Raw genomic sequence first — 24,794 nt, forward strand, 5'->3', positions numbered from 1 at the left:
TTATAGTTGTTTTCTGAACTCTTCTGGTGTGAGCCCAGCGGATTTTTTGAAAAATTTAGTAAAGTATGAGTTGTCCTTAAATTGCAGCTCATCTGCAATTTCGGTAATATTTAAATTTCTATTGACCAGCAGCCGCTTCGCTTCAAGGACAATGCGGTTCCGGATGATTTCTCCCGCAGATTGTCCAATATAGGATTTGCAGATTGCATTCAGATGATTGGGCGTAATAAATAACTGATCTGCGTACACACTGGGCAATTTGGTAGACTTGAATTGCTGTTCAACCAATTGCTGAAAACTATTGAATATTTTATGATTATATGGCGTACTGTGTTCTTGATGATCCTTTTCTGTAGCAATCGATATATATAATATAAACTGCAATAAAAGTGTACGGATATAGTCTTCTGGTAATCGTTCCGCTTTTGCAGATAAGATTTGATCGAGAATAGCCGTCGCCTGGGGTCGATATTGTTCAGCTAAAACAAATATCAGATGTTCAATTTTACCCTGTAAAAAGCTAAAGCGCTCCAGGTAATCGGTCCGTAAGAGAAAAGACTGAAAGTAATCAATGGAAAAATTGACAACATAACCATCTTCGTCACCTGTAAAGTTCCAGGTATGAACCTGGCCCGGTACCATAAAATAGATTTGATAAGGTTCAATGTTGTAATGATTGAAATCGATAATGTGTTCCCCTGAGCCTTTAGTGAATAGTACAAAATGAAAAAAATTATGTTTGTGAGGAAACACCATATCCTGATGCTTGATGATATATTCTTTTAGATCATCAATATGAATCGTTGTATTATTGTTGAGATCAATACTACAACTATCAATGATAGGAATGGTGTTTTTTCTATTCATACAGCAAAATTACACTAAATATTCTTTTAATAGTGGTGTTTATTTGTTCTTTTGTGGTATTTTTCAATGATTTTGATCTTTTGATAGTGCGTGGGCGATGTTGGAACAATCCTTGTGTCTAAAATTTTAAAATATATTTATAAATGGAAAGTAATTTGAATAGCCTAGAAACGAGATTTGGGCGTTTGACAGACATTGTGATTGAGTCTATTCCGGGGATTATAGGGGGGATTATCCTATTGATTCTTGGTAAATATGTGATTGGTTTTGTGGACCGATTATTACATAAACGTTTTGAAAGGAAAAATGTGGATCCTTCGATCCGGGCTTTTATCTCTAGCATCGTCAAGATTGTCATGTGGGTGATGTTGCTTCTTACTGTAGCCAGCCAGATTGGGATTCAGACAACCTCGTTTATCGCTGCATTGTCTGCTTTTGGATTGGCTGTTGGTATGGCACTTCAGGGCAGCTTGAGCAATTTTGCTGGCGGAGTGCTCATATTGATGTTTAGGCCTTTTGAAGTGGGAGATTCAATTTCGAGCGCAAATGGTACCGCAGGTACGGTAGAAAGGATTGATATCTTGTATTCTACTTTAATAGGGGATGATGGGGTACGTGTTTTTAGTCCTAATGGCCCCTTGGCTAATTCGGTTATCAAAAATTATACGAAAATTGTGCAACGGATGTTTGAATATACCATCAGTATCTCGTATGATAAAAACGTGAAAGAAGCGAAAGATATCATATTAAGGGTTCTCCGTTCGAATGAGAATGTGTTGACAACTCCGGAGCCAACTGTTTTCATCAAAGAATTGGGAGATAGTGCCATGGTATTGACCGTTCGTGCCTGGACGAAAAGAGAGCATTATGTCGCTGCTCGAAACTCGATGCAGGAAAAGATTATGTTGGAGCTGGAAAGGAACGATATTAGTTTATCTTCCAATCCGACGCAGATTAGCATTGTTTCAAATTCAAGTGACCAAGGAACTGCAAAAGCTTAGTCCTGGTTCGTTTCCAATGCATGTATAAGGACAAAGTACCTGTAGGCAATGATAGCCTGCTGGTACTTTTTTAATTTTAACGGATCCATCTTACCGTATTTTGGTAAGATGGCTTTATTTAAGCTGTTTAAAAGCTGAAAAAATCTTCGTTTCATTGATATACTTCTTTATTGATAATTTGTGGCATTTTTTCGCCTTTGATTGCTGCCAGTACATTGCTGGCGGCCATAAGTGCCATATTATCCCTTGTTTCTACGGTGGCAGAGCCGATGTGCGGCAGGATACAAACATTTTCCATCGTTAAGAGTGGGTTTTTTGGATCCATCGGCTCCGGGTCTGTTACATCAAGCCCGGCTCCCCATAATTGGCCAGTCTGCAGGGCTTCTGTTAGATCCAATTCATTGACCAATCCGCCCCTAGCAGTATTCACTAATATAGCGGAGTTTTTCATGCGCGTAAACGTATTTTTGTCAAACCGGTTTTTAGTCTCCGCAGTCAAAGCTGCATGGATTGAAAGTACATCGCTCCGCGTGAGCAGATCGTCGAAATTAACATATCGTGCGCCAAGAATTTGTTCAGCTTCCTCATTACGGCTCCGATTGTAATAGATAATTTCCATGTTATACGCTGCTTTGGCTTTTCTGGCGAATTCAAAGCCAATTCGTCCCAGTCCATAGATGCCCAGTGTTTTGTTATTGAGCTCGACGCCTAGGTTTGCAGTGGGATCAAAACCTTTCCATTCGCCCTGCAAAATTCTTTTGTGGTTGAAAAATGCTTTCCGCGATACCGATAGCATCAAGAGGAAAGCAACATCTGCTGTTGCTCCCGAAAGAATGCCTGGTGTATTGCTTACGGGTATTCCATGCTGTGTAGCGGCTGAGATATCCACATTGTCATAGCCGACGCTCATGAGAGATAGGGCTTTTAGGTTGGGGCAGTTTTGAAAAAAATTAGCATCAAACTTTTGCATCCCACCGTTAAGGACGTAGTCGGCCTGCTGGCTAGCTTTGATAAGCTCCGTTTCGGATAGGGGGGTACTTGAATCGTGTATAGAAATGTCGTGCCCTGCAGATTTTAATAGATCTATGCCTTTTTGTGGAATTTTTTTAGTGATAAATATCTTCATGTAAATAGATGCTGTTTAGCTTGTTGTCGGTTGATTCCTCTGAATCCATTTGTTTTATAGTATCTTCAAAATTAATGATCACTCATCGCTATTACAACAAAAAAAGCCATATTGTTGTTTCAATATGGCTCATTATTCCTTGTTTTTTGAACTTTACTTTTTACGGAGTAGGTAATCCAAGATAGCTTTACCCGTGTCATCGGTAGAGATGGCTGAATTGGACAAGATGACTACGCCACTTTTTTTGTCGGGCGATAAGGCTAGATAGGAGCTGCTTCCAGCAGTTCCGCCATTGTGCCAATAAACCGTTAGGTCGTCAATCAAATTCATATGCCATGCGAGTCCCAGATCTGTGTCTGGGGGTAGAAAAAATGTAAATAACCGGGTATTTGCCATCGCATTTTCCAAGGGAGTCTGTGGCATCTTGAATTGTGCATTCGCAAATTTAAGCAGATCCTCCAGAGTCGATTTTAATCCGCCAGCGGGACCGAAAGCGTCAAACGCCCAAGGAATTACTTCTTGGCCTTCTTTGTTGTATACTTTAAAAGTATCTTTTCTCTTAGGGTCTAATACTTGAAAGGTATTACTCATTTCAAGTGGTTTACAGATGATATCTTTTACAAGCTGATCATAACTTTTTTTATAGATACTGCATATAATGTCTCCTAATACGGCGTAACCAAGGTTGCTGTACTCATATTCTTCACCTGGATTTTTTTTATTTTTAAAGCTTGCGAGGTAATTATAAAGTGCTTTTTTGTCGTATGTTTTGTAGGGGTCGTTTTCGTTAAATCCTTTGACTTTGTCAAGATTGTCAGGAAGCCTAGGTAAGCCAGAGGTATGATTGGCCAGCATTTGAAACGTTATTTTCGAAAGCTCTTCATTTTTCTTGAGTGTATCAGGAAGAAATAGCGCTATAGGCTGATCTAACGTTATCGTTCCTTCTTCGACAAGATTTGACAAAAGTATAGCCGTAAAAACTTTGCTCAGTGAACCGATCTCATAAATAGACGTTTTTGTAGGCGGAGTTTGGTTGCCTTTGGCCGTCTCACCGTAGAAATAGGTTTTGGTTTGTCCATTTTTTAGAATGCCAATGGCAAGTGATTGCGTATTTTGTTGTTTCAAATAGGCATTTGCAACCGAATCGACAAAAAGGTCGTCGTTATCGACTGATTTCTGTGTGGCAGGTACCACAATAGTTTTTTCCACTTGAGGCTTTATTGCCAAAGGAGTGAATTTTAATGTATTGAATTTTAGACTTGTATCTGTTGCAAAAAGAACCTCATACGATTTGCTGTCGAAGTCCATCTGATAGGTTGCAAGCCCTTTTTCAAATTCTTTTATCGTTGAGCTTTTTACTCTTCCTAGGGGATAGAGCTCCTGTAGTACTTGGGTGAATTTGGCTAGGCTAAATTGTTGTTTGAAGGAATTACTGGCCAAATTATAGGCAGAGTCTGTCATCTGGGAATTGATAAAAAATTCCAGCCTATTATAAACTCCTCTGTTGACCTGTTCCTCAGGATTCGTTTGGGCAAAGGAGTAAGATGTGATGCCCAGCAATACTATTGTAATAAAATGTTTCATAACTATTGATGGGCACAAATCTACGGAATGTTTAAATTCCAATCAATTGTTTTAATCGTGCATAGCCTGATTTACTGATATTGAGCTTTTCGCCCGATGTCAGTGCAGCAATATAAGAATCCTTTTCATAAGGTTCCAATTTGGCCAACTGATCCACTTTAATGATAAAAGAACGGTGTATGCGGACAAATTGATTTGGATCCAAAGATTTTTCAAAAAATGCCATTGTTTTATTTTTCAGGTACATGCCATCTTTGGTATGAATTTTAACATAATCATCATAAGACTCCAGATATTTGACTGTATCAATCGGAATAATCTTGATCTGGGTGCCTGTTTTTACAACAATACGGTCGATTTTTGTTTCGTCTTGCGCCGTAAGTACTTCGTAGTTGGGTTGGACTTTTTTCTCAGGTGCGGAGTAGCTTGTTCTGAATTTTTCTAAAGCTTTTTTGAATCGTGTTGGTGATACCGGTTTTAATAGATAATCCAGGGCGTTCTTTTCGAAAGCTTTCAAGGCGTATTCGTCAAAAGCGGTCGTAAAGATGACTGCAGGAGGATCGTCAACGAGTTCAAGCATTTCAAATCCGGTCAATTTGGGCATTTGTACGTCCAAAAAAATTAAATCCGGTTCGTGCGCATGGATAGCCTTAACAGCTTCAAAGCCATCACCGCATTCTGCCATGATGGATATATCGTCTTCATTTTTTAGGTAACCCGCAATAATGGAGCGTGCAAGGGGTTCATCATCGATAATAACGACTTTAATCATATTGAGGTATTTTTAGGGTGCTAATAAATATGTTGTCCTGAATTTGAGTTTCCAGTAGATCATTTCTTCCATACAGGAGATATAATCTGCGCTGAATGCTCGATAGCCCAAATCCGGTGCCTTTTTTCGGTTTTGACTGTTCTTCGCTGTCGAAGGGGTTGGTAATCTGAATCAGCAGCTGACCATCATTCGAATGGCATTTTATTTTAATTTCTACTTGATCCGTTACATTGTATAAGCCGTGTTTAATCGCATTTTCTACCAGTGGCTGAATAATCATGGCTGGTAATCTATTGTTGAAAATTTCTTCTGAGGAAGAGATGGATGTATTTAGTCGATGACCGAAGCGTACTTTTTCAATATCGAGATAAAGTTGAAGGTGATCGAGCTCTTCTTCAAGCGTGATAATTTGATTGTTTTCTTTTCTTAATGTTCCTCTTAAAAAGTCCGATAGTTGGAATGTCATGTTTCGGGCTTCATCCGGATTGGCACCAATAAGTGCTATAATGGAGTTGAGGCTATTGAATAGGAAATGAGGCTGTAACTGTTGTCTTAAATTATACAGTTCGGCTTCCCGAAGTAAATTTTCGGATTCCTGCTTCCGCTTGATATTGTTGATGTTGTCTTCCTGAATATTCCAAACGATATTGATAATGGCAACAGAAGTCAAAATGAGGAAGTTAACGATACCCCGATAGGGTAATGTTAAATCCAGCAAAGGGGTAAAGGTCGATTGGATAAAGTAACTCATCAAGAATCGGCTTAATGCGATGCTTATTGCGCCCATGATTAAACCGATGATGAGTACTTTCCAAATCTCCCGGGGTTGTGGGGTATAGAAATTGAGTGCTGATGACATGCCATAACAGCAAAACATCATAACAATACTGTTTATGAATGAATCTTTGAATGCGAGTTGTTGGTCAAAACCAGAACGAAGCATCAATAGGTATTGTAATGCAAGATATCCAATAAATACGGATATGCAGATAATGCCAATTAATCGACTTTTAACACTGAGGAACAGCTTACTTTTCATCTATTAAGCATTTTTTATGGTTAAATTACCTAAAATACAGGTGCCTGTTATATAGATTTTTTTATCTGTATCGGGGTTATAAATCGTTTGGAACCGGCGGTCATCGACAGAACCCAAGATTGAGGCGACGTTGCTAAATACCGTCCAATGCGGAGGTATAATAATACGTGCGCTGCCAAACAATTGGAATGTATCGATCACAATAGGCTGCTGAATATCTGCTTTTGTTAAATCCAGCTCTACACTTCCAAATACATTGGTCAAATTGCCCCCTCTAAAATGTTTGGAATAGATTACTTTCTTTTGGCCTGCAAAGATGGTGTTCAGATTGAGGTTGTCCTCAAATGACTGGTGAAAGGAATCTTTATCTTTGTTGCCAAAAGCCTGCTGATTAGGCGAGGCTTGTTGGCTTGAACCGTATTGTTCGTTAAATGGTCTTGATTCCTGGTCAGCAAGACTGCTATCTGTAGCGCCCTCCGAAGGTACATTGACTCGCTTATCCCAGTCGTAAGAGCCTTGCGGCGGATTAGGGAAGGTTGGAGGAGCCATCGGAGGTTTCCTTTTGCTCATGATAAAGTAAATCCCGAGAGAAATGATGATGATTGGGACGGTTACGGAACCAAAGTCTGTGCGCATCATTCTTGAAATAAGGCTTGCTCCGCCTATGATCAGTAGGATAATTGCCGATTTTTTCTGAAATTGGGAATTTATACCGATGACCAATCCAATGATGATTAATATCGTTTGCCAGCCAAATAACCAATCCGGAAACCAGCTTCCTAAATTTAGGTTATTCAATAATAAGAATATACCTACGATGATCACAATCGCTCCTACAATATTGCGGCTATTATTGCTGTTTGGTATGATGGGTTCTTTTTCCATAATGTTTTTACTATTTATGACTCAAAGATAGAGGCACAAATATATTCTACATATTTGCTTTAGGTAATACAACTTATATTTTCGGTAAATGTAATGATTTCGTCGGTAAAAAATCTTGTTGTTTATTTTTTATCCCAGCTATAAATAGAAGTGAACTGCCATTTTTATGCGTAATTGTCTTTTTTTTTAATATTATTTGGTGTATTAAAATGAATTATTATATATTTATCAAAGATTAAGATTACTTTAAACTTAAATAACAACCAATGGGAGATTTTGAAAACAAAGAACGTGAAGAAGTTTTTTCAAAAAAGGTGAGAGCAGGTAAGCGTACTTATTTTTTTGATGTAAAAGCAACTCGATCGAACGATTACTACATTACTATCACAGAAAGCAAGAAGCGCTTTGAGGATGGCCAGTTTATTAAGCATAAGATTTTCTTATATAAAGAAGATTTTGAGAAATTCGCTGATGGTTTGACGGATGTGGTTAATTACATCAAGTCTAATCAGGAAGTAATCGAGAAACGTTATGAGCCTAACTTTGATGATGCATACGCTGAGGAAGCGGATGTTCGGTCAAAAGATGATTTTTCGTTCTAGTATCCGTAGAACGAAATCTTAATGAAAAAAAGAAATAAAAGCCACTGTTGTGGCTTTTTTTATGGTTTTATATTCGATGCCGCACTTGACGACCAAGGTGATGGTTATAATGGTATATTTCGCAGGAAATCATTGAGCACCGCATTGAATTTTTCGGGTTCCTCGAGATTTGGCAGGTGCCCGGATTCTTCAAACTCCATATAGCGGACGTCGGGTATATTTTCGATAAGGATATTTGTTTGCTCTTCGCTCATCAACTTGTCGTGTTTACCTTTTATGATCAGTGTTGGAATAATAATTGTCTTCAACGAATGGGTTGTATCTGTTCGTGAAGCAAGAGCGAGTTGTGTCGCGCAAATACTGGCGACTTCATTTCTGCGAATACAGCTTTTGATGAGTTCAACAGCTTCGGGGTTTTCACGGATTGTTTTATCGTGAAACACGTTTGCGATAAAGCCAATGGCAAATGGTCTTCTGCCATATTTTAATAAAGCCTGAATGGAATCAAAACGCTTTTGTTTGCCTTTATTGTCGTCGGAAAGGGAATTCGTGTCACAGAGGATAAGTCCTTTGAGCTGTTGTCCGATCAGTTCATAGGTCCTGAGGGCGATGTAGCCACCCATAGAGATTCCACAAAGGATGACATGATTGAGGTCGAGTTTACGAATAAACTCCACAAGATCTTTGGCAAAAACATCGACGGAGAAAAAACCATGCCCATTGGTACTTAGGCCATGTCCTCGAACATCAATGGCGATGCCTGTATAATCTTCGTCGAGTTGTAGGAGTTGTTGTTTCCAGGTGTTTTTGTTAAAGGGGAAACCATGGATGAAAATGACTGTTTTCGGAGAGGGGTATAATTTGCTTGGGCGAATATAGTAAGAGATACTGATATCTCCGATGCGGATTTTACTGAGTTTTAATTCTCTTTTGCTCATGAATGCTAATATTTGTCCGTGTCTGAAAAAAAAAGTTGATATTTTAAATATAATATTATCAACGAGATAAAAGAAATGTTGTTGTATAAAGTTTAAAAAAGAGAAAAAATGTTTGTTAAATCGATAAATATAACGATATTTGCATCACCAAAACGGAAAAGGATAACGGATTTGTTTTGGTTGCCTAGCGCTCCTAGCTCAATTGGATAGAGCATCTGACTACGAATCAGAAGGTTAGGGGTTCGACTCCCTTGGTGCGCACAAATACAGTTTTTGTATTGTTTAAAGAGGCATTCCTAGCTCAATTGGATAGAGCGTCTGACTACGGATCAGAAGGTTAGGGGTTCGACTCCCTTGGAGTGCACAAATAAAAGCCAGTCAATTTGATTGGCTTTTTGTTTTTAGAAGCATTATTGCAGGGCAGTCGATGGAAGGAGGGAACTTCTTTTTGAAAAAAAATTTGTAAAAAAACGAATTCTGACTATATTTGCGTCACCAAAACACATGGGACAGAGTTCTAAACGTAATGGTTTATTGCGCTCCTAGCTCAATTGGATAGAGCATCTGACTACGGATCAGAAGGTTAGGGGTTCGACTCCCTTGGAGCGCACAACTGAAAAGCCTAGTCATCATCTGTGATTAGGCTTTTATTTTTTAACTCGTTTTAATTTCTTAAATAAAACTATGCTAAACCTTGTAATATTTGGCCCTCCGGGTGCAGGTAAGGGAACCCAATCTGCAAAGCTTATTGAAAAATATCAATTGGTTCATGTTTCCACTGGTGATATTTTTAGAGCACATATTAAAGGTCAAACGCCACTTGGTCAACAAGTGAGCCAGATTATTGCTGAGGGAAATTTAGTGCCAGATTCGATTACGATAGCAATGCTGGAAGAGGAAGTAAAGAAAAATCCGGATGCAAAAGGATTTATTTTTGATGGATTTCCTCGTACTGTTGCTCAAGCTGAGTCATTGGATGCTTTTTTAGAAGGTATCAATACCTCAATCTCGGTAGTAATCGCACTGGATGTGAATGAGGATGAATTGAAAGCACGCATCGCTAAACGTAAGGAAATTTCTGGTCGTGCGGATGATGATGCTGATAAATTGGTGAAGCGTATTGATGAATATTTCACGAAGACGATTCATGTGTTGCCGTATTATGAGGCACAAGGTAAACTTTCTAAAGTGAATGGTATCGGTGATATCGATTCTATCTTTAAAAGTTTAACAGATATCATCGATAATTATTAATTAAAATAAGTACTTTTTAGACTGTAATAAATTGTAATGGCGCAAGGTTCGAATTTTGTTGATTATGTGAAAGTGTGTTGTCGTTCTGGACATGGTGGGGCAGGTTCGGCTCATTTGCACCGTGACAAGCACACAGCTACCGGTGGACCCGATGGTGGTGACGGCGGTCGTGGAGGGCATATTATACTGAAAGGAACGACTAATCTCTGGACGTTACTCCATTTAAAATATCGTAAGCATATTATTGCGTCAAACGGTGAGTCTGGCGGCAGTTCTTTGCGTACGGGGGCAACTGGACGTGATGAGATCTTGGAAGTGCCATTGGGTACGATTGCGAAGGATGCAGAGACGGGAGAGGTGTTGTTCGATATCACAGAAGACGGTGAAACCAGAATATTGGTTCCGGGAGGAAAAGGCGGGCTGGGCAACTGGCATTTTAAGTCGCCTACGCAGCAGACACCACGGTTTTCTCAACCTGGTCTTCCTGGTAAAGAACAGTGGATGATTCTCGAATTGAAGGTTCTTGCTGATGTTGGGTTGGTTGGATTCCCAAATGCTGGTAAATCAACGTTGTTGTCAGTCGTCTCTGCTGCGAAACCAGAAATCGCGAATTACCCCTTTACAACACTGGTGCCTAATTTGGGTATGGTGAGCTACCGGGATAACCGTTCCTTTGTTATGGCCGATATTCCGGGTATTATCGAAGGGGCTTCAGAAGGAAAGGGATTAGGGTATCGTTTCTTGCGGCATATCGAGCGAAATTCTGTTTTGCTGTTTATGGTGCCGGCCGATACCGATCGGACGATCCGTGAGGAGTACGCAATCTTATTGAATGAACTGACTGCATATAATCCGGAATTGGCAGATAAACCCAAATTGCTGGCTATTACCAAGTCTGATATGCTCGATGAGGAGCTGGAGAAGGAAATGGAGCAGGAGCTACCGGAAGATGTACCCTATATTTTCATTTCTTCGGTGACAGGTAAAAATATATTACCATTGAAAGATATGATCTGGAAAGCAATCAACTCCTAAAGGTTGAATATATAAACAGAAAAGGCGCTCCATACCGTGAAGCGCCTTTTCTGTTTATATTAAATGCTATATGTTGCTAAAAAAAGAACATTTTATAAGTTTTTTTGTTAATTTCATGCTATTATTTTATTCCGGATGGAAGGCTGGTTTTTAGCCCCATTACCAAATTAAATCTAAATGAAAACAGAAGACGAAAAGTATTGCGTAGAATGCGGCAAGTTGATCAATATCAAGGCCGAGGTTTGTCCCTATTGTGGCGTAAGACAGCCTATATTTTATGCCAATCAACCCTTTCAGCAACAAAATAACACGTTTCAGGATGACAGATGGTTGCCGGCATTGTTATTTTGCTTTTTTCTAGGCCCTTTTGGAGCACATCGGTTCTATTTGGGGCAAATTGGTACCGCCGTTATTCAGCTGCTTACCTTGGGCGGATGTGGTATCTGGTATTTAATCGATTTGATTATGATTCTTGTCGGTAAATATAAGGATGCAGATGGCAATTACATTAAGAGTCCTATAAACAATAATTAATGATTTATATGCTGCTGAAATACCTTAAATATCATTGGATTTATTCGTTGGTATTGGGGTATTTCGGGATTGCTATAAGCTTATATCTTTTCACGGATATCCATATTCTTGTTCCTTGCCTTTGGAAGGCTGCGAGTGGCTATGATTGTCCGGGATGTGGTCTTACTACCGCGCTGATTGCCTTGTTGCGCTTGGAGTTTCGAGAAGCGTGGCTAGAGAATCCGTTGATTTATATGCTTGTTCCGCTATTGACAGGTCTGATTTTGAGAGACTTTGCAACGTTTTGGAGGAGAGAATTAGTTGAAGAATAAAAAAACAAAAAATGTTTTCACTTTTAAGTGATATGTCGTAACTTTGTCTCCCGTGAAAATTAGAGTAGAGTCTTTATTGGTAGGTGCCTTAGGAAACGGTTTGTCAATCGTGATGATGCATTGTTAATTGATATTTAGCCCATTTGAGGGCTTTTTTTATATCCAATCAAGAACGCTTTAAAATTCATAAAAGTAAGGATACACATTTTATAATATTACATCGATAATGACCAACTACAGCAAATTGCCTGCAATTTTAGTTTTAGAAGATGGTACAGTTTATCACGGTAAAGCCGCTGGTAAAATTGGTACGACTACTGGGGAAATCTGTTTCAATACAGGAACAACTGGTTATCAAGAGATTTTCACAGATCCATCTTATTTTGGACAAATCATGGTAACCACCAATGCTCATATTGGTAACTATGGTATTGATGAGGATGATACCGAATCAAATCAAATTCAGATTGCGGGACTAGTTTGTAAGAACTACAACATCAACTATAGCCGTAAAATGGCTGATGAATCTATCCAAAGCTACTTTGAAGAGGGTAATTTAGTTGGTATTTCTGATGTGGATACCCGTTCATTGGTGCGACATATCCGTGATAAAGGTGCGATGAATGCGATTATTTCTTCAGAAACATTGGATGTTGAAGAATTAAAATGTCAATTGGCTGAAGTTCCTTCAATGGATGGACTTGAGCTGTCTTCAAAAGTAACAACAGCCGAGCCTTATTTCTTCGGTAATGAAAATGCTTCGTTACGTGTGGCAGTTTTGGACTTGGGAATCAAGAAAAATATCTTGCGCAATTTTGAGGCTCGTGATGTATATACGAAGGTTTTTCCAGCGAAAACAACATTTGAGGAAATGGAGAAATGGAATCCGGACGGTTATTTCATTTCCAATGGCCCTGGCGATCCAGCACCAATGGATTATGCAATCGATACGGTAAAAGCTATTTTGAATGCAAATAAACCGATGTTTGGTATTTGTTTAGGTCACCAGATCTTAGCATTGGCAAATGGTATCCGCACAAGCAAATTGCATAACGGACACCGTGGTATCAATCACCCGGTGAAGAATATTATCGCTAATCGTTGTGAAATAACTTCGCAGAACCACGGTTTTGGGGTTGTGGCTGAAGATATCCAAAATTCTGAGAACGTCGAAATTACACACGTTAATTTGAACGATCAGTCTATCGAAGGTATCCGTATCAAAGGACAGAAAGCATTTTCGGTGCAATATCACCCAGAATCATCACCGGGTCCACATGACTCGCGCTACTTGTTTGATGATTTTGTAGCGATGATCAAAAACTAAGTTGTACAATATTATATAAAAAACCCTTCAGATCTTGAAGGGTTTTTTATTGTATTTATTTGAACAGTTATGCCGATGGGGCATATTTTATTCATAATAAATAGGGGAATAAATACATTTTTTATTATATTTGATTGTGAAAAATGTCTGTAGACAAGAGTGTGTCTTATCTACACTAAGTAATGAAAATAAATTATAGTCTAATAAAGAGATGAGTTTAATTATCGATGTTCATGCGCGTCAAATTTTGGATTCGCGCGGTAACCCTACAATTGAGGTAGATGTTACTACACAAAATGGTTTTGTTGGTCGTGCAGCTGTTCCTTCAGGTGCTTCAACTGGTATTCACGAAGCAGTAGAATTGCGTGATGGTGACAAGTCAAAATATCTAGGAAAAGGTGTTTTGAAAGCGGTTGAGAATGTAAATACTAAAATTGCAAAAGCACTAGAAGGTGTAGATGTTTTCGAGCAAAATGCCATCGATAAAATCATGATTGATTTAGACGGTAGCGAAAATAAAGGAAACTTGGGTGCAAATGCTATTTTAGGAGTTTCTTTAGCTGTAGCGAAAGCTGCTGCTCAAGAGTCACGTCAACCATTATACCGTTATATCGGTGGTGTAAATGCGAACACGTTGCCTATCCCTATGATGAATATCATCAATGGTGGTTCACACTCTGATGCACCTATCGCATTTCAGGAATTTATGATCATGCCTGTGGGTGCGCCTTCATTCTCTGAGGCTTTGCGTTGGGGTACTGAGGTTTTCCATACCTTGAAAAAAATCTTACATGACAGAGGTCTTTCAACTGCAGTAGGTGATGAAGGTGGTTTTGCGCCAACTTTTGAAGGTACTGAGGATGCTATCGAAACAGTTTTGAAAGCGATTGAAATCGCTGGTTACAAACCAGGTCAAGATGTTTGTTTAGCGTTGGATTGTGCTTCTTCTGAGTTCTACAAAGACGGTAAATACGATTATACGAAGTTTGAAGGTGATAAAGGTGCTGTACGTTCTAGTGAAGAACAAGCAAGCTATTTGGCTGAATTAACAGCTAAATACCCTATTATTTCTATCGAAGATGGTATGGCTGAAGATGATTGGGCTGGATGGAAAACATTGACTGATAAAATCGGTGACCATGTTCAATTAGTAGGTGATGATCTTTTTGTTACAAATACAAAACGTCTTCAACAAGGAATTGATACCCATACAGCGAATTCAATTTTAGTGAAAGTAAATCAAATCGGTTCATTGACTGAAACGATCAATGCGGTTACTTTAGCTCAAAATTCTGGTTATACTTCGGTGATGTCACACCGTTCTGGCGAGACTGAAGATGCGACTATCGCTGACTTAGCTGTAGCATTGAACTGTGGACAGATCAAAACTGGTTCTGCTTCACGTTCTGACCGTATGGCTAAATACAATCAATTGTTGCGTATCGAAGAAGAATTGGGTGGTAATGCCCGTTTCATCGGTAAAAACTTTAAATACGCTAAAAAATAAGCTAAAGCTTGATTTTTAATATAAAAAGCCGAAGTATTCTCTACTTCGGCTTTTTTTGTGGGCAATTTTTTTTCTATTGGTGCATCGGGGACCGGATCTGATAACCTGTCTTAGAATAAGGTATTTCCTGTGTTTTTGTTGGGATAGGTTAGATCCAAGTCGAATGTTGTATTCAGTTTTTTGATAAAATGTGTCGCCAGTAACGGTGATTCCACCTCAATATTCTGGTGGATAAAGAAATACAATTTTTGCAATCCATTTTCCCGCCATAGTTTCAGAACATCGATCCATTGATCCAGTCGATCATAGTCTGTTGCATGATTTGCACCTACATACCGTACGAAAGCAATCGGCGTGGTCAGGCGCATATGGAGCATGTCTCTACGGCCTGCAGTATCGACCAGTACATTGGTCACATTGGTTTCCTCCAACAGTGCATAGAGTTCTTTTGTTACTTCGGGTTTGGAAAACCAATCTTTATTTCGGACTTCCAACGCTAGCGGGACTTCTTTTGGCCAGTCATGAAGAAATAGTTTTAAACGGGCCATGTCCTTTGGATTATAATTGTCGTGCATCTGAAGAAAAGCCATACCCAGTTTTTCATCGAAATGAACAATGGAGTCCGTAAATAATTTTACTTTATCACCCGTATTTAATAGTCTGCTGAAATGGCTGATGGATTGTGGTATTTTTGGGAAGAACTTGAAGTTCGCAGGTGTTTTCTTTTTCCAGGTCTCTACCTGGTCTATGCCAGGTGAATTGTAGAATGTAGCATTGAGTTCAATGCTGTTAAACTGTGTGGAGTAATAGGCAAGTTCGTCTTTTGTGCCTCTGGGATAAAAGCCCTTTAAATCTTGTTTATTCCATTTTGCACAACCTACAGATACCTCAAAAGGTTTGTCTATTTTGAAGTGCTGTAATAAGGTTAAGGTTTCTGGTGTAGTAGGAGGAAGGGTAAAATCGATTTCCTCGGGATGTTCTACTTGGCCGAATTTCATATCAGTTTTTTCTTAATTTATAATCAAATAATAGATGAGCCAACAATGCCAACAGCGTATAACATGTGCCTACGAAAATAACACCGGGCCATTGGAAGTGTTGCCATGCTTGTGCAGCAAAAAAAGTGCCTGTTGATCCACCAATAAAATAGCTGACCATATATACGGTATTTAGTCGGTTGTTGGCACCGAGGTTTAGCGCATAGAAATCGCTTTGATTTAGGATATGCATCGACTGTAGGCCAAGATCGATAAGAATAACACCGAGGATCAGGCCCCAATAGTAATTGCCGAAGAGGGCGAATAATAACCAGCTGATTAACATCAATAGGATCGCGTACAAGATGATTTTTGCTTTGCCTATATAAATGGTTAGTTTATTGCCAAAAGCAGCGGCAAGCGCCCCACAGGCACCTACAAGGCCAAAGGCTCCTGCGGTTGCGGGGCCATCAAAGAAAGGTGGGGCTGCAAGATGGAAAACAAGCGTTGTAAAAAATGCAGAAAAAGCCCCAAATCCCATGGCTCCACGAAATGCAGCCAGCTGTAATACAGGTTGTTTTCTGGCAAAGTTCCAGACTGATCGCATCAATTCCTTATAAGAACCTTTAAAATTAGGCAGTACCTCTGGTAGCTTGAATGCGATGGTGATGGCTGTAATGACCATAATTGCTGACGCTATCCAATACATTTCGCGCCAGCCAAAGTAGGAGCCAACAAACCCGCTTACAACCCTAGAGAGTAATATACCGATCAGCAGACCCGACATTACCATACCAATCGCTGAAGCCTGCTTTTCTTTGCTCGCAAGTTCGGCAGCCATGGGTACAAAAACCTGTGGAATAACAGATGTGAAACCTATCAGAAAGCTGAATAGCAAGATAGATAGGATAGAAGTGGACATGGCCATACCTACCAAAGAAAAAATGATGAAAAAGAAATCGATCAAGATCATTTTCTTTCTCTTAAACATATCCCCTAAGGGAACGATCAGTAACAGGCCAAAGGCATATCCGATCTGCGTTAACATGGCCGAATTACTGACCATAGCCTCGTCAATATGTAGGTCTTTGGCAATCAAGCCCAATAGTGGTTGATTGTAATAATTATTGGCGACAACTAAGCCTGTGGCGATGGTCATCAACCACAAGGTTGCTTTGGATATTTCGTTTTTTGAATCTATTGTTTGCGACATGAGCAATTAATGTAATTCATCCCAGAGATCCTGAAATTGCTGTTTCAATGTTGCAACTTCCTGTTCCAATTGTGCAATTCGATCGAGCAAGATCTGGTCGTTCGAGGAGCTGCTCACCGGACCATTATTTTCATAGGCCTCCAGATTGATTTCTCCTAATAAATGGATGTAGCGGACTTCTTTATGTCCCATTTGTTTAGGTAGGGACTTAAGATAGCCTTCTTGTCCCAATTTTTCCAATTGTTCATTGATTTCACCCAACGATTCAAATTCATAAAGTCTTCCGGAGTTTGAATTAATTTCGCCGGCGGTCAGTGGTCCTCTGAGTAGCAATAAACAGACAATGGTTAATTCAGAGGGAACCAGTGGAAATTGTATGGCAAAATTGTGTTTGTACTTTGTTACACGAGATCCACCGCCAACAACTGTCGAGATTAAGCCCTTTTTCTTTAATATATCCAATGTCGCAATAATATCTTCTTCTGTATATTGTACAACCGGTTTGCGGGAAGTCTTTTGGTTACAAGCAGCTTGTAAGCTGTTGATTGTCATTGGGTAATATTCTGGAGTTACTTTTGATTTTTCGATTAGTGAGCCTAGTACACGTTGTTCCATGGCAGACAATTGGGGCAAATTAGTTGTTTCCATTTATTTTGAAGAATATAAATTTATGATCGAATACAAGTATGCTGTTATGGCAACATAACATTGGCTTGCTGTTTGTTTCTTCTCAAAGATGCCCTTTTTCTCATATAACTCCAAAAGATCTTTTTCTTATCTTCGCATGAGTAATAGAAGATTTTAAGGTGCTTAAGATAGCTTTTCGTCAAGAATTTGTCCATTCCGTCAAAGAGGGGCATCGATTTCCGATGCTGAAGTACGAGTTGATTCCTTTACAGTTAAAACATGAAGGTCTGGCAGACGAGTCAAGTTTTTTCAGTCCTGAGCTCGCGAGTTTTGAAACATGCTGTTTGGTCCATGATCCAGTGTATGTAAAGCAGTTGTTTGAGCTTACTTTGGATTCCAAGATGGTTCGTAGAATAGGTTTTCCATTAAGTCAAAGCCTTGTTGATCGGGAGCGATATATCCTTGATGGGACGATCCGAAGTGCTAAATATGCACTTGAATATGGTGTTGCTTTTACCATTGCAGGGGGGACACATCATGCAGGTTATGATTTTGGCGAAGGCTTCTGTTTGATGAATGATCAAGCGACTGCCGCCGGCTACTTGTTGAAGTATAAATATGCTAGCCGTATCCTCATCATTGACCTGGATGTGCACCAAGGAAATGGTACCGCCCATATTTTTGAGGGGCATAATCAGGTGTTTACCTTTTCAATGCATGGTGAGAAAAACTATCCCTTTGTCAAACAGCGTTCCCATTTGGATATTGGCTTAGCAGATCATATTACGGATATGGAATACCTCACTTTATTGGAAGAAAGTTTGGTTGATGTATTTCGGGAATTTGAGCCTGATTTCGTTTTCTACCAGGCTGGGGTAGATATTTTGGAAACAGATAAGTTGGGTAAATTGAACTTAAGCAGCAGTACCTGTCATCGAAGAGATGAATTGGTCTTTAAAATGTGCCATAAACACAATATCCCTGTTCAAGTAAGTATGGGAGGAGGTTATTCTCCTGAAATTAAAGATATTGTCAATGCACATTGTCAGACTTTTAGAATAGCAATAGATATATATAATTTATAAGATAAGAAATATGTTTTTTCACCAAGATGCAACTTTTGAAGCGTTATCTATTCATCGTGTAGGCAATAAAGCGCAAGATGAATTTTATATTTTGTCGGATGCCCCGGTATCTCTTGAAGGAGATGAAGTGTTACCTGGACTCCTGATGCAGTATTTTATGAGTCCTTTTGCAAAGGTGAATGAGGTATATCGCTTATATCATCCCAATGGAGAGTTGGAGCTGAATGAGATTTTCTATTTTGCAAGACAGTATTTTAAGGAGCAGCTTCCATTTCATGATTTTTCCCAACAAATTTCAAAACACCTTTATGAGGTATCCAACCATCCTAAAATTAAGGCTGGAGAGGTGTATGTAGTTGCCTTAAAGAATGTACAGATCGAGGGGGAAGAACATGATGCGATTGGTATCTTCAAATCTGAGAATAAAGAGACTTATCTGAAAGTATATCCGGAGCAAGGTGCTTTTATGTTGGAATATGAGCAGGAGGCGATCAATATCAATAAACTGGACAAGGGCTGTATTATTGTTAATGTAGAAGAAGAAGAAGGTTATAAGGTGCTGGTGCTCGATCAGACAAACCGTCAACAGGAGGCTGTGTATTGGAAAGATGAGTTTCTGCAGCTTCGCGTGCGTAACGATAATTTCAATCAAACGGGGAATTACCTGAAAGTGTACAAGAACTTTGTTCAGGAAAAATTAGACGAAACATTTGAATTGGAGAAAGCGGACAAGATTGATCTGATGAACAAATCCATGAATTACTTTAAGGAAAAGGAAACTTTTGTCCAGGAAGAGTTTGAGGAGGAAGTATTGGGCAACCCGCAGGCGATTGCTTTATTTCAGGACTTTAAAGCTGGTTTTGAAGATGAATTTGACTCTCCATTTCAGGCAAGTTTTGAAATAGCAGATAAAGCGGTGAAAAAAATGGAATCTTCTTATAAGTCTGTTTTAAAGCTAGATAAGAATTTTCATATCTATGTTCATGGTAAACGTGAATATCTTGAGAAGGGTTACGATGAGGATAAAGGCATGAATTATTACAAGGTCTATTTTGAGAACGAAAGTTAATCGTTTTATATCTTATTTGAATGGAAAAGCGCGATAAAATAGCTGTTTTCACGCTGCTGTTACTTCTGATTGGAATTTTTATTTTCTCCCTGATTGAGAAACATAGCCAATGGATTGAGGACTTTTATGCACGCGGCTTTTACCGCTCCTATAGCCATGTACCAAGATTTATTTTTGGTTATGTTCCTTTTAGTTTAGGTGATCTATTTTATACTATAGTAGTTGGATTGCTACTTTATTCAATTGCTAAATTCATCGGAAATTTATGGAAAGGAAGATGGAAAAATTCCTTTCGTCCGGTTCTATTTATCATAAACTTGTTATTGGGTCTCTATTTTTTCTTTTACCTATCTTGGGGCCTGAATTATTATCGTGAACCAATCAGTACCAATGCCAATTTGCAAGTTGATAGCTTAAAGTTAGCCGATTATCTCGTGGTTTTGAATGGGTTTCTGGACAGTACAAATAATTTAAGGGAACAAGTGGATCCATCCCAATGGGAAGAGCATAAAGAAACTATTCAAACGGATTTGAGTACATGGGTACAACTGGATACGGCTTTTGCTGATTTCTTGTCAAGGGGTCAAATTAGGGCAAAATCACCAATAAATAGCAGGATAGTCTCTTTTTTTGGTGTCTCGGGCTATTTTAATCCATTTACTCATGAAGCACAGGTTAATAAAGCAATGCCAGTAACCTTTTTACCTTTTACAACAGTGCATGAACTTGCGCATCAACAGGGAATTGGTTTTGAAGACGAGGCGAATTTTATAGCTTTTGTTCGCTTACAGCAACATCCACAGTCCTTTTACCGATACTCGGCTTATCTACAGACCACGCTTTATATGTTACGTGAACTGCAGGGTATGTATCCTGATTTAGGAAAGGATTACAAGGGAAGATTAAGCGCGAAAGTATTGAAAGACGTGGAAAAAGAAAGGTATTTTTGGAGTCAATACACGGGTTGGGTCGACGATGTGATGGGATTGTTTTATAATCAATACCTGAAACATAACAATCAACAGGAAGGAATAGCACGGTACGACCGTATGACGCGGTTGGTATTGGCCTATGAGCTTAAAAGAAAAGGGTGTAGATAATAATGAACCCATAAAAAAGGCGTATTATTCTCTAATACGCCTTTTTTATGGGTTAAGGATTTCGTTATTGTGTTGAAATTAGTTCAAATGTACCCTCAGTGCCGGCACTGCCAGAATAAATTTGTCCTTGAGGCAACCCTCTCAATCCGGTGGGAGCAGTTTTAATCCGATCATAGATGTTTCTCAAGTCTGTGTTTGCATTGACAGCCCGCCCACCTGCAGCTACGTCTCCATAGATATAGTTCGCAGCCTTTTTGTTTGTTGTTTGCGGTTTGAGACTGCCATCTGTTAAAGTGACTTTAATTTTTCCTCCGTTCCCATTGGGAAAAGTTTTAGTGCCATTAAAAGCATCATCTCCCTTTGCAATGATATAAAGGGAGCCTAATTTTTGAAAATTAGCATTGATGTCAAAATTTGCACCGTTATTCTTCCCATCGGTTCCATAGATGGTTGCTTTATTTCCAATTTCAGCATAACCAATCGTTAGCTTAACATTTTTCTTGCCATAGAACGAAAGGGTAGCATTGTCTTTCATGATTAAAGTATCGATGTGCATGACGACAGTTGAGTCTCTATTATCGATATTTTTTTTTGCCTTTTTGCCAATTTCCAGTTTAGAAATATGTTGTGTTTCTTGTGCTTTCCCAGTGAAGGACATTGCAAAGCAAAGAAAAAAGCCTAGAATAAATTTAAATTTCATAAAACTTTTAATTAATTGTAACTAAATAGTAGTTTGACAAATAAAAGGTAAAAGAGTTTAAATTTTAGCGAGATATTTTACAATTAATTTGGCAGTTTTCTCTGATGCGCCAGGAGAACCTAGTTTTTCGGCCAAAATATCGTAGTTTTCCATCACACTTGCGCGATGAGCTTTGTTATTGATAAGTTCACCTACTTCATATGAAATATCGTATGCCGTGCAGTCGTCTTGAATCAATTCCCTTACTGATAAGAAATTATTAATTAGATTCACTAGAGAGATAAATTTAACCTTGATGACTAATTTGGCTATCCATACAGATATTGGGTTAGCTTTATAAACGACAACTTGAGGTACTTTCAGAATACCTGTTTCAAGAGTAGCCGTCCCACTTGTAACGACTGCGGCTTCTGCGTTATGGAGAATATCGTAGGTTTGATCGAAGATCACGGGAATATCAATACCTTTAAAAAACTGCTTGTAGTAGGCTTCATCAAAATTAGGAGCACCGGCAATGACAAATTGATGAACAGGAAAGAAAAAGGGAAGTTCGGCCATGATAGGAAGAAGCTTGGAAATTTCCATTTCCCGGCTTCCTGGTAAAAGGGCGATCAGGGGTTTTTCTGAAAGTCCATTTTGTGCTCTAAATTGGGGATTGAAATTATAGGTTGAAATCGCATCTAACAGCGGGTTTCCAACGTAATCAACGGGCATGCGCCACTTCTTATAAAAATCTACCTCAAAAGGCAAAATACAAAACATATGATCAACAATCCGTTTGATTTTCTTTACGCGATCTTGATTCCAGGCCCACACTTTAGGGGAAATATAGTAGCATGTTTTGATTCCATGTTTTTTTGCAAAATCAGCAATTTTCAAATTGAAGCCCGGGAAATCTATTAGAATGACGGTGTCCGGTTTTTCTTTTAATAGATCATTTTTAACAAGTTTGAGATTTCTAGATATCTTTGGCAGATTTTTTAAAACTTCTATAAAGCCCATAAAAGCCATTTCTGAGGTATGTATCAACGCTTTTTTTTTGGCCTCTGCTTGCATTAGATTCCCCCCGACTATTTGGAAAGTCGCATTGGGGTCTTCAATTTTTAATGCTTTAATAAGATTGGCACCATGTAAGTCCCCTGAAGTTTCACCTGCAATAAGATAGTATTTCATATGTCAACGATTTATTCTTTAATGATCACATGGAATATCTTTTTATCGTTAAAACTGCGTTTAGTCTTAACGATGGATATTTCATTGAAATGATCGTTTTTGAACTGTTAAAGATAAGATTATTCTAGGTATATGATGACTTTGAATATATTATTCCATATCTTTAATTAAAGATGTTCAACTTTTGAAGAAAATATCCTAAGTATAAAAGCTAAATAGTATTTTTGTCTTATGCAACGATTGTGGTCTTTAATAAGAAATAAGTATTTGTTAGCCGCTTTGGCTTTTCTCGTGTGGATGTTGTTTTTTGATCGAAATGACTTTGCTACGCAGTATAGTTATCAAAAACAGAAAGCAAATTTGGAAAGTGAACGCTCCTTCTACCTGAAGGAAAATGCCGCCATCATTAAAACAATTAACGATATTCGATCAAATCCGCAGGAAGTACAACGTATTGCTCGTGAGAAGTATAAGATGAAAAAAGATAATGAGGATATTTATGTGATTACTAAAGTAGCAGCTAAAGAGAATCATTAAGATCTACAGTATAATATAAAATGAAAAACAACGGCCATCATGTTTACATGACGGCCGTTGTTATAAAGTATATAGATATGGGTATTTTAATTTGCGGCTTGTGCTACTAAACCAATATATAATGGTTTCTTTTCATCATTAGCCTTGCCTATGAGTATTAATGAATAATAATAGCCTTCAACCAATTTAATGTCGCTGCGTGTTGCGATTGTTTTTCCGGCTTTATCACGAGCTGTGACGGTGAATGTGCCGCTCTTTTGAGCGATAAATCCCTGATGGGCACTTGCCGAATTCTGTGTTTCTTGTGCTCTATTTATCCATTCTGAAGGCGAAGCCTGATCGCCTATTTTTAAGCTAACTAAATCTGTACCTTCAGCAAGATTAAAGAAGCGTAAACCAGACTCTGTATTTTTGATGTCTTTATTGATTCGATCTGTGGTGATCACCTGTACGGGTTTGGATTTAGTTCCAAATAAAAAGGATGTATATATGGTGCTGTCTTTGATTGTTACAGTTGTATCCGTTAATTTAGTGTTATATTCAGCGGAAACTGTAATTCTACGTGCTCCTGTAAATAAGCCAATTTGAGCATAACTTTTGAATCCCAATGGATAATTGGGGTTTTGAAGCGAGCCTCCGTCTGCGAAATATATAACTGCATTCGCATCCGTGTATCCATTGACCATGGTAAGCAACGCAGCAGGAATTGGCTGGTCATCGTTATCTTTTAGACAGCTTGTTAGAAAGAGGGCCGCTAAAGCAATAGCAATAAAATTAAATAATCTATAGTTTTTCATATCCGTGTAATATTAAAATCTGTTTTTGTGACTCACATTGCGCTTGTGTTGTCTATTATACGGAGATGACTGACACTTTGCTACAGCGATTTGTAAAAATAATAAAAATCCATATTCAGACCTCGTTTTTTATTCAGATGGCCTTTGTAAATCAGTTTTTAAAGATGGTGGCTTTGGGATCGGTAACAGATGAATATGGTTTCTAGGTAAAATTTAGTCAGTTTGAAGGGAAGGATTTCGTTATGTTCGAAAGGTAATCCGATTTTGATTCGAGTTTGGTTTAGGGCGAGGATTTGGATTGTTAAACTAGTAATCCTAATTTTGAGGTATGAACAATAGAATCAAAAGAATTGCGAAAGGAATGTTTGAGCAGTTTAGGCATCGTCAAATTACGGAATCTGAATTTGTACAGGCGGAGGCAAAAGCGAGGAATCTAGGGGGCTATATGGACGACTTCAACGTATTAATTGCGATGTGTAAGGACACAATTACGGGGAAGTATAAAATGGATAAATGGAATTTATCGATTATTATTGGAACGATACTTTATGTGGTTTCGCCGATTGATGCGATTCCTGATTTTATTCTCGTGGGCGGGTGGATAGATGATGTGGCCATTGTTGGTTATGCGATTCGCAAACTCAGCGTTGAGATGGAACAGTATAAGCGTTCGAAGTTTCCTGTAGAAGCGAGATAAATAAAAAAGCTACTTTTCTAAAGTAGCTTTTTTATTT

Annotated in this window: 27 protein-coding genes and 3 tRNA genes; 16 read left to right on the top strand and 14 right to left on the bottom strand. The window is 38.7% G+C overall.

What is annotated here, in order from left to right:
- Entirely contained in the window at positions 1 to 867 is an 867-nt protein-coding gene (locus HS960_RS02815; protein ID WP_153845846.1) for a helix-turn-helix domain-containing protein, read from the bottom strand.
- Positions 868 to 1,010: 143 nt separating this feature from the next.
- Between HS960_RS02815 and HS960_RS02820 the strand changes: the two genes are divergently transcribed.
- Positions 1,011 to 1,868, top strand: a complete 858-nt coding sequence (locus HS960_RS02820; RefSeq protein ID WP_153845847.1) for a mechanosensitive ion channel family protein — start codon at positions 1,011 to 1,013, stop codon at positions 1,866 to 1,868.
- Here the strand turns inward: HS960_RS02820 and HS960_RS02825 are convergent.
- The 6 genes from HS960_RS02825 to HS960_RS02850 all read right to left on the bottom strand — a co-directional run bounded on the left by HS960_RS02825 (position 1,865) and on the right by HS960_RS02850 (position 7,274).
- Positions 1,865 to 2,023 carry a hypothetical protein gene (locus HS960_RS02825; protein WP_182331205.1) on the bottom strand — a complete coding sequence of 53 codons (159 nt, stop codon included), beginning with the start codon at positions 2,021 to 2,023 and terminating at the stop codon, positions 1,865 to 1,867. The genes HS960_RS02820 and HS960_RS02825 overlap by 4 nt on opposite strands.
- The gene (locus HS960_RS02830; RefSeq protein WP_153845848.1) at positions 2,020 to 2,994 is read right to left on the bottom strand and encodes a 2-hydroxyacid dehydrogenase; all 975 of its coding nucleotides are present in this window, start codon (positions 2,992 to 2,994) and stop codon (positions 2,020 to 2,022) included. The genes HS960_RS02825 and HS960_RS02830 overlap by 4 nt, the downstream gene beginning before the upstream one ends.
- Before the next feature lie 153 nt (positions 2,995 to 3,147).
- Positions 3,148 to 4,578, bottom strand: coding sequence for a serine hydrolase domain-containing protein (locus HS960_RS02835; RefSeq protein WP_159727638.1), 1,431 nt, complete (start codon positions 4,576 to 4,578; stop codon positions 3,148 to 3,150).
- Positions 4,579 to 4,609: 31 nt separating this feature from the next.
- Positions 4,610 to 5,350 (bottom strand): LytR/AlgR family response regulator transcription factor, encoded by a 741-nt coding sequence (locus HS960_RS02840; protein WP_153845850.1) that lies wholly within the window; start codon positions 5,348 to 5,350, stop codon positions 4,610 to 4,612.
- Complete coding sequence (locus HS960_RS02845) at positions 5,343 to 6,389, bottom strand: sensor histidine kinase (protein ID WP_153845851.1); 1,047 nt, start codon at positions 6,387 to 6,389, stop codon at positions 5,343 to 5,345. The genes HS960_RS02840 and HS960_RS02845 overlap by 8 nt, the downstream gene beginning before the upstream one ends.
- A gap of 3 nt (positions 6,390 to 6,392) precedes the next feature.
- Positions 6,393 to 7,274, bottom strand: a complete 882-nt coding sequence (locus HS960_RS02850; protein WP_228280190.1) for a LiaF transmembrane domain-containing protein — start codon at positions 7,272 to 7,274, stop codon at positions 6,393 to 6,395.
- A gap of 266 nt (positions 7,275 to 7,540) precedes the next feature.
- On the opposite strand from HS960_RS02850, the gene HS960_RS02855 reads away from it, so the two are divergent.
- The gene (locus tag HS960_RS02855) at positions 7,541 to 7,876 is read left to right on the top strand and encodes a DUF3276 family protein (RefSeq protein ID WP_075993406.1); all 336 of its coding nucleotides are present in this window, start codon (positions 7,541 to 7,543) and stop codon (positions 7,874 to 7,876) included.
- 104 nt (positions 7,877 to 7,980) lie between these two features.
- Here the strand turns inward: HS960_RS02855 and HS960_RS02860 are convergent, their stop codons facing one another.
- Positions 7,981 to 8,814, bottom strand: coding sequence for an alpha/beta fold hydrolase (locus HS960_RS02860; RefSeq protein ID WP_088163631.1), 834 nt, complete (start codon positions 8,812 to 8,814; stop codon positions 7,981 to 7,983).
- A gap of 187 nt (positions 8,815 to 9,001) precedes the next feature.
- Between HS960_RS02860 and HS960_RS02865 the strand changes: the two genes are divergently transcribed.
- The 9 genes from HS960_RS02865 (at position 9,002) to eno (ending at position 14,782) form a co-directional block, all read left to right on the top strand.
- Positions 9,002 to 9,075: transfer RNA gene (locus tag HS960_RS02865), tRNA-Arg, on the top strand.
- 29 nt (positions 9,076 to 9,104) lie between these two features.
- Positions 9,105 to 9,178, top strand: a tRNA-Arg gene (locus tag HS960_RS02870).
- 172 nt (positions 9,179 to 9,350) lie between these two features.
- Positions 9,351 to 9,424, top strand: a tRNA-Arg gene (locus tag HS960_RS02875).
- Between the two features lie 74 nt (positions 9,425 to 9,498).
- Complete coding sequence (locus HS960_RS02880) at positions 9,499 to 10,068, top strand: adenylate kinase (RefSeq protein WP_153845852.1); 570 nt, start codon at positions 9,499 to 9,501, stop codon at positions 10,066 to 10,068.
- A 36-nt stretch (positions 10,069 to 10,104) separates the two neighbouring features.
- A complete protein-coding gene (gene obgE, locus HS960_RS02885) occupies positions 10,105 to 11,103 on the top strand; it encodes a GTPase ObgE (protein ID WP_046675449.1) in 999 nt (332 codons plus the stop codon).
- Positions 11,104 to 11,280: 177 nt separating this feature from the next.
- The gene (locus HS960_RS02890) at positions 11,281 to 11,637 is read left to right on the top strand and encodes an NINE protein (RefSeq protein WP_088162229.1); all 357 of its coding nucleotides are present in this window, start codon (positions 11,281 to 11,283) and stop codon (positions 11,635 to 11,637) included.
- Entirely contained in the window at positions 11,637 to 11,948 is a 312-nt protein-coding gene (locus tag HS960_RS02895; protein ID WP_153845853.1) for a DUF2752 domain-containing protein, read from the top strand. The genes HS960_RS02890 and HS960_RS02895 overlap by 1 nt, the downstream gene beginning before the upstream one ends.
- A 226-nt stretch (positions 11,949 to 12,174) precedes the next feature.
- Entirely contained in the window at positions 12,175 to 13,275 is a 1,101-nt protein-coding gene (gene carA, locus HS960_RS02900; RefSeq protein WP_182331206.1) for a glutamine-hydrolyzing carbamoyl-phosphate synthase small subunit, read from the top strand.
- 211 nt (positions 13,276 to 13,486) lie between these two features.
- On the top strand, positions 13,487 to 14,782 hold the full coding sequence (gene eno, locus HS960_RS02905) for a phosphopyruvate hydratase (protein ID WP_046675452.1): 1,296 nt from the start codon (positions 13,487 to 13,489) through the stop codon (positions 14,780 to 14,782).
- A gap of 110 nt (positions 14,783 to 14,892) precedes the next feature.
- Here eno and HS960_RS02910 read toward each other — a convergent pair whose 3' ends face one another.
- The 3 genes from HS960_RS02910 to HS960_RS02920 are packed head-to-tail and all read right to left on the bottom strand — an operon-like array spanning position 14,893 to position 17,620.
- Entirely contained in the window at positions 14,893 to 15,780 is an 888-nt protein-coding gene (locus tag HS960_RS02910) for a DUF72 domain-containing protein (RefSeq protein WP_153845854.1), read from the bottom strand.
- Position 15,781: 1 nt separating this feature from the next.
- Complete coding sequence (locus HS960_RS02915) at positions 15,782 to 16,972, bottom strand: MFS transporter (protein WP_182331207.1); 1,191 nt, start codon at positions 16,970 to 16,972, stop codon at positions 15,782 to 15,784.
- 6 nt (positions 16,973 to 16,978) lie between these two features.
- Positions 16,979 to 17,620, bottom strand: a complete 642-nt coding sequence (locus HS960_RS02920) for a YceH family protein (protein ID WP_153845856.1) — start codon at positions 17,618 to 17,620, stop codon at positions 16,979 to 16,981.
- A gap of 158 nt (positions 17,621 to 17,778) precedes the next feature.
- Here HS960_RS02920 and HS960_RS02925 point away from each other — a divergent pair, with 158 nt between their 5' ends.
- From HS960_RS02925 to HS960_RS02935, 3 genes are read left to right on the top strand one after another with little or no spacing between them, the layout of a single operon-like run.
- Positions 17,779 to 18,684 (top strand): histone deacetylase family protein, encoded by a 906-nt coding sequence (locus tag HS960_RS02925; protein ID WP_182331208.1) that lies wholly within the window; start codon positions 17,779 to 17,781, stop codon positions 18,682 to 18,684.
- 10 nt (positions 18,685 to 18,694) lie between these two features.
- Positions 18,695 to 19,753, top strand: coding sequence for a nucleoid-associated protein (locus HS960_RS02930; protein WP_153848845.1), 1,059 nt, complete (start codon positions 18,695 to 18,697; stop codon positions 19,751 to 19,753).
- Positions 19,754 to 19,773: 20 nt separating this feature from the next.
- Positions 19,774 to 20,853, top strand: a complete 1,080-nt coding sequence (locus tag HS960_RS02935) for a DUF3810 domain-containing protein (protein ID WP_182331209.1) — start codon at positions 19,774 to 19,776, stop codon at positions 20,851 to 20,853.
- Positions 20,854 to 20,917: 64 nt separating this feature from the next.
- Here the strand turns inward: HS960_RS02935 and HS960_RS02940 are convergent, their stop codons facing one another.
- Entirely contained in the window at positions 20,918 to 21,553 is a 636-nt protein-coding gene (locus tag HS960_RS02940) for a hypothetical protein (protein WP_153848847.1), read from the bottom strand.
- 57 nt (positions 21,554 to 21,610) lie between these two features.
- Complete coding sequence (gene lpxB, locus HS960_RS02945; RefSeq protein WP_182331210.1) at positions 21,611 to 22,726, bottom strand: lipid-A-disaccharide synthase; 1,116 nt, start codon at positions 22,724 to 22,726, stop codon at positions 21,611 to 21,613.
- A gap of 231 nt (positions 22,727 to 22,957) precedes the next feature.
- Here lpxB and HS960_RS02950 point away from each other — a divergent pair, with 231 nt between their 5' ends.
- Positions 22,958 to 23,263, top strand: coding sequence for an FtsB family cell division protein (locus HS960_RS02950; RefSeq protein WP_075993394.1), 306 nt, complete (start codon positions 22,958 to 22,960; stop codon positions 23,261 to 23,263).
- Positions 23,264 to 23,349: 86 nt separating this feature from the next.
- Here the strand turns inward: HS960_RS02950 and HS960_RS02955 are convergent, their stop codons facing one another.
- The gene (locus HS960_RS02955; protein WP_182331211.1) at positions 23,350 to 24,060 is read right to left on the bottom strand and encodes a DUF4397 domain-containing protein; all 711 of its coding nucleotides are present in this window, start codon (positions 24,058 to 24,060) and stop codon (positions 23,350 to 23,352) included.
- 328 nt (positions 24,061 to 24,388) lie between these two features.
- Between HS960_RS02955 and HS960_RS02960 the strand changes: the two genes are divergently transcribed.
- Entirely contained in the window at positions 24,389 to 24,757 is a 369-nt protein-coding gene (locus tag HS960_RS02960) for a YkvA family protein (protein ID WP_182331212.1), read from the top strand.
- Positions 24,758 to 24,794: the final 37 nt, after the last annotated feature.

The organism is Sphingobacterium paramultivorum, assembly GCF_014109745.1.
Lineage (GTDB): Bacteria > Bacteroidota > Bacteroidia > Sphingobacteriales > Sphingobacteriaceae > Sphingobacterium > Sphingobacterium paramultivorum.